General features: G+C 70.9%; 3 protein-coding genes and 1 tRNA gene. 3 read left to right on the top strand and 1 reads right to left on the bottom strand.

Annotated elements, in window-relative coordinates:
* Positions 1-73: 73 nt before the first annotated feature.
* A complete protein-coding gene (locus BJP40_RS07850) occupies positions 74-631 on the bottom strand; it encodes a PPA1309 family protein (RefSeq protein ID WP_071270168.1) in 558 nt (185 codons plus the stop codon).
* 142 nt (positions 632-773) lie between these two features.
* Between BJP40_RS07850 and BJP40_RS07845 the strand changes: the two genes are divergently transcribed.
* The 3 genes from BJP40_RS07845 to BJP40_RS07835 all read left to right on the top strand — a co-directional run.
* Positions 774-3,716 carry a UPF0182 family protein gene (locus tag BJP40_RS07845; RefSeq protein ID WP_071279715.1) on the top strand — a complete coding sequence of 981 codons (2,943 nt, stop codon included), beginning with the start codon at positions 774-776 and terminating at the stop codon, positions 3,714-3,716.
* Between the two features lie 55 nt (positions 3,717-3,771).
* A tRNA-Met gene (locus BJP40_RS07840) sits at positions 3,772-3,845 on the top strand.
* Between the two features lie 203 nt (positions 3,846-4,048).
* A partial coding sequence (locus tag BJP40_RS07835; RefSeq protein ID WP_177204334.1) for a tetratricopeptide repeat protein occupies positions 4,049-4,880 on the top strand: 832 nt, incomplete at its 3' end.

The following is a 4,880-nucleotide window of genomic DNA, read 5'->3' as shown; positions in this document are numbered from 1 at the left end:
GCCCCCCGCGACCGTCACCCCCGGGGCGGGGCCCGCCGCGGGCGCACCCCGGCGGCCCGGACCGTCCGGCGGGTCAGCCCTCGAAGGTGGCGGCCAGCGCGTCCGCGAGGTTCGGCACGAGACCGGTGCCGGTGAGGACCTCCGTCGGGGAGTCCTTCTCCCGCAGGCGCAGGGCCGACTCGCGGGCACCGTCGCGCAGCACCGCCACCGTCATGCGGACCTCGCGCCGCTCCGGGTGCTCGGCGACCCAGCGCGCCAGGGCCGCCTCGTCCAGGGCGTCCGGTACGGAGCCCTCCGCGGACGGCGGGAGCATCAGCCGCTCGACGGTCAGTGCGCAGCCGACGACCGCGTCGGGCCAGGCGATCGTGGCGAGGAACTCGTCGAGCGGCGCGCCCGCGGGCAGCTCGTCCTGCTCGATCGGCGTGAGGGGGGCTGCGGACTCGTCGCCGTCGAGCCCGAGCTGGGCGGCCAGCTCCGGCTCCTGCGCGCGCATCAGTGCCGTGTCTACCAGGGCGAACAGCCGCGCGGGCTGGTCCCAGCCGAGACCCGACGCGTACTCGTCGATCTCCAGGACGGCGCGGGTGAGGGGGCTTGCGGCCATCGGGGGGCCGGAGGGGGAAACGTTGGACATGGTCAATATCCTGCCTCCTCTCGACCCGGGGACGGGAACTAGGTAAAGCTTCAGTAAGTTGCATCAGTGGGGTCCTGCGATCGCTGGGCCCGCAGGCAACACATCGACCGCGAACTTCGAGGGGCGCACGTTGGCTTTCCAGATGCCGGACCGCGGCGGAGGCCCGACCGGGCCACGGATCAGAGTCGGCCGGCCGTCGCGGCGGGCCCGCTCCCTGCTCATGACACTGGGAGTGGTGGCCGTCCTGGCCATGCTCTTCGTGATGTTCTCCGGGTTCTGGACGGACTGGCTCTGGTACCGGTCCGTGCAGTACTCGTCCGTGTTCACCACCACGCTGTGGACCAAGATCGGCATGTTCGCCGTGTTCGGTCTGCTGATGGCCCTGGCCGTGGGGTTCAACATCTGGCTGGCCCACCGCATGCGGCCCCCGCTGAGCGCCATGTCGCTGGAGCAGCAGAGCCTGGACCGCTACCGCATGGGCGTGGCCCCGTACAAGAAGTGGGTCCTGCTCGGCGTCGCCGCGCTCGTCGGACTGATCGCCGGGGCCTCCGCCTCCGGGCAGTGGCGCACGTGGCTGATGTGGGTCAACGGCGTGCCCTTCGGTGAGAAGGACCCGCAGTTCCAGATGGACGTGGCGTTCTACGCCTTCGACCTGCCCTGGTACCGGTTCCTGCTCGGCTTCGGCTTCGCGGCCGCCGTGCTGTCCCTGATCGCCGCCGCCCTCACGCACTACCTGTACGGCGGGCTGCGCGTCACCAGCCCCGGCGCCCGCGCCACCGCCGCCGCGACCGGGCACCTGTCGGTGCTGCTCGGCGTCTTCGTCTCGTTGAAGGCCGTCGCCTACTGGCTCGACCGGTACGGGCTGGCCGTGAAGTCCAGCGACTTCAAGGCGGCGGGCAACTGGACCGGCCTGCGGTACGTGGACGCCAACGCCTACCTGCCGGCGAAGACCATCCTGTTCTGCATCGCGGTCATCTGCGCCCTGCTGTTCTTCGGGACCCTGTGGCGCCGCACCTGGCAGCTGCCCGTCATCGGCTTCGGCCTGATGGTCCTGTCGGCGATCCTGATCGGCGGGCTCTACCCGGCCATCGTGCAGAAGTTCCAGGTGGACCCGAACGAGCAGGCCAAGGAAGCGCCGTACATCGCCAAGAACATCGAGGCGACCCGCAAGGCGTACGCCATCGACAGCACGAAGCCGGAGAACTACTCCGGCGAGCAGACCGGCAAGTCGAACGAGCAGATCCGCAAGGACGCCGACACGGCCGCCAGCTACCGCCTGCTCGACCCGAACATCGTCTCGCCGACGTTCCAGCAGCTGGAGCAGAAGCGCAAGTACTACCAGTTCCCGATGACGCTCGACGTCGACCGGTACGACGGCAAGGACACCGTCGTCGGCCTGCGCGAGCTCAACATCCGGGGCATCCCCAAGCGGAACTGGATCAACGACCACTTCACCTACACCCACGGCTACGGCGCGATCATGGCCGCGGGCACGGCGGTGGACCGCACGGGCGCGCCCGTCTTCACGGAGAAGGGCCTGCCCACGACCGGTCAGGTCGGGACGTACGAGCAGCGGATCTACTACGGCGAGAAGACCGAGCAGTACTCGATCGTCGGCGGCCCGCAGAAGGAGCTCGACTACGAGGCCAACGGCGAGAAGACGACGAGCTTCGAGGGCAAGAGCGGCGTCAGCCTCGGCAACGCCTTCAACCGCGCCGCGTACGCCGTCACCCTCAGCGAGCCGCAGATCCTGTACTCCGGAGCCATCGGAGAGGGCTCGCGGATCCTGTACAACCGCACCCCCAAGGAGCGCGTCGAGGCGGTCGCCCCGTGGCTGACCATCGACGGCGACGCCTACCCGGCCGTCGTGGACGGGCGCATCCAGTGGATCGTCGACGCCTACACGACGACGAACGGCTACCCGTACGCCTCCCGCACCACCCTGGGCGACACCACGACCGACTCGCTGACGGCGGGCAACCAGACGCGGGCGGTCGTCGCCCAGCAGAACCAGGTCAACTACATCCGCAACTCGGTCAAGGCGACCGTCGACGCGTACGACGGCTCGGTCAAGCTGTACCAGTGGGACACCAAGGACCCGGTCCTCAAGACCTGGATGAAGGCATTCCCCGGCACGGTGCTGCCGAAGGACGAGATCAAGGGCGACCTGAAGGAGCACCTGCGGTACCCGCAGGACATGTTCAAGGTCCAGCGCGAGCTGCTGACCCGCTACCACGTCCTGGACCCGGCGCAGTTCTACAGCGGCAGTGACGCCTGGCAGGTGCCGGCCGACCCGACGAACAAGGAGGGCAACGCCGTCCCGCCGTACTACCTGAGCATGAAGATGCCCGGGGACGCGCAGCAGCGGTTCTCGCTGACGACGACGTTCACGCCCAACGGCCGCCCGAACCTCGGCGCGTTCATGGCGGTCGACGCGGACGCCACCAGCGAGGACTACGGCAAGATAAGGCTCCTGAGGGTCACGTCGGACGTGCCGGGCCCGGCACAGGTCCAGAGCAAGCTCAACAGCCTTCCGGACGTCGCCACCTTCGTCCGCGACCTGAAGGGCGCCGACTCGGAGATCCAGTACGGCAACCTGCTCACGGTGCCGCTCGACGGCGGGTTCCTCTATGTGGAGCCGGTCTACGCCCAGGGCCGCAGCGCGCTCTACCCGCTGCTGAAGAAGGTGGCGGTCTCGTACGTCGAGGCCACCGCCAAGGAGGGCGAGAGCGCCAAGGAGACCACCGTCTTCGAGAACACGCTGGGTGAGGCGCTCAACGCGGTGTTCGGCGTGGAGGGCGAGACGCCGACGACCCCGCCGCCGAGCGACCAGCCGACGGAGCCCACTGAGCCGCCGGCCACCGGTGACGCAGCCCTCCAGCAGGCCATCGCGGATGCCCAGAAGGCGTACGCGGCGGGCGAGGAGGCGCTGCAGAAGGGCGACTGGACGGCGTACGGCAAGGCCCAGGAGGACCTCGCCGACGCGCTGAAGCGGGCCGCCGAGGCGGACGCCCAGCGCAAGGCCGCGGACCAGCCGGCCCCGTCGGGCGGATCCGCCGGGCAGAGCGGTGGTGACGGCAGCTAGCCGGCACTCCGGAGAAGGCTCCTCCCGCGTCGTGATAACGTGTACAACACAACGGCGCGGGGTGGAGCAGCTCGGTAGCTCGCTGGGCTCATAACCCAGAGGTCGCAGGTTCAAATCCTGTCCCCGCTACTGAAAGCCAGGGCCCGGATCCTCAAAGGATCCGGGCCCTGGTCATGTGTGCGAAGGGCCAAGTGCCCTGTCGGTGGGGGGACTTGGGGGCCTCGTGTTTGACTTGTCTCTCTGTGGGCATGTCGACAAAACGCCGAAGTGACCTCACTGGCTGCGGTATACCAAGGTGTACGCAGGTTGCGGGTGGTGCGACGATGGAACATATGGGGGACAGGGCAACGCTCTTGGATACCTGGCGTTTTGACCGGCACACGGTGCGTGCCGCGGACGCGATCGACCAGACCGACGCTCCGTTCGACTGCACGGAGGCCGCGGACGCCGTCGAGGTCGAGGCGCGGCACCGCCGCGCGGCCGACTGCGGGGACACCGCGGCGATGAGCGTCCTCGGCGCCATGCTGCTGCGCCGGGGCGACCTCGACGGAGCCGAGCCCTACCTCCGCGCCGCCACCACCGACGGCGACCGCGCCGCCGCCAACAACCTGGGCGTCCTCCTGCACCAGCGCGGCTACCCCGACGAGGCGGCCGGCTGGTGGCGGGTCGCCGCCGTCGCCGGATCCGCCGCGGCCGCCCACGCCCTGGGGCGCCACCACCGCGAGCGCGGGGACGAACCCGCCGCCGAGTACTGGCTGCGCCAGTCCGCGGAGCAGGGCCACGCCCTGGGAGCGTACGCCCTGGCGGACCTGATGGAGCACCGGGGGGACACCGGCGTCGAGCGCTGGCTGCGGGTCGCCGCCGAGCAGGGCCACCGGGAGGCCGCCTACCGACTGGCCCGCACCCTGGAGCGCCGGGAGCAGGAGCGCAGGGCCGCCGAGCGCACGCCGCTGGAGCGGGCCGGCGCCCTGGACGGCCCGGCCCTCGACCGCGTGGACCCGGACGGCTCGTCCCCCGTCCGGCCGCCGCACGACCGTACGCCCCCTGGCCGCCCCATCGCGGACCGCGCCCTCCCCGACACCCCGGGGCCGGGTCCCGCGGCGCAGCCCGCCGGCGCCCCGGCGGCGCGCACCGGACGGCCGTCGGGCCCCGCGGCCCGCGGCG

Origin of the sequence: Streptomyces sp. CC53 (assembly GCF_001865245.1) — a bacterium.
Taxonomy (GTDB): domain Bacteria; phylum Actinomycetota; class Actinomycetes; order Streptomycetales; family Streptomycetaceae; genus Streptomyces.
This window is presented reverse-complemented; position numbering and strand designations above follow the sequence as displayed.

Coding starts and splice junctions, on each gene's coding strand:
- BJP40_RS07845 (WP_071279715.1), top strand. CDS start 774: ATGCCGGACCGCGGCGGAGGCCCGACCGGGCCACGGATCAGAGTCGGC.
- BJP40_RS07850 (WP_071270168.1), bottom strand. CDS start 631: ATGTCCAACGTTTCCCCCTCCGGCCCCCCGATGGCCGCAAGCCCCCTC.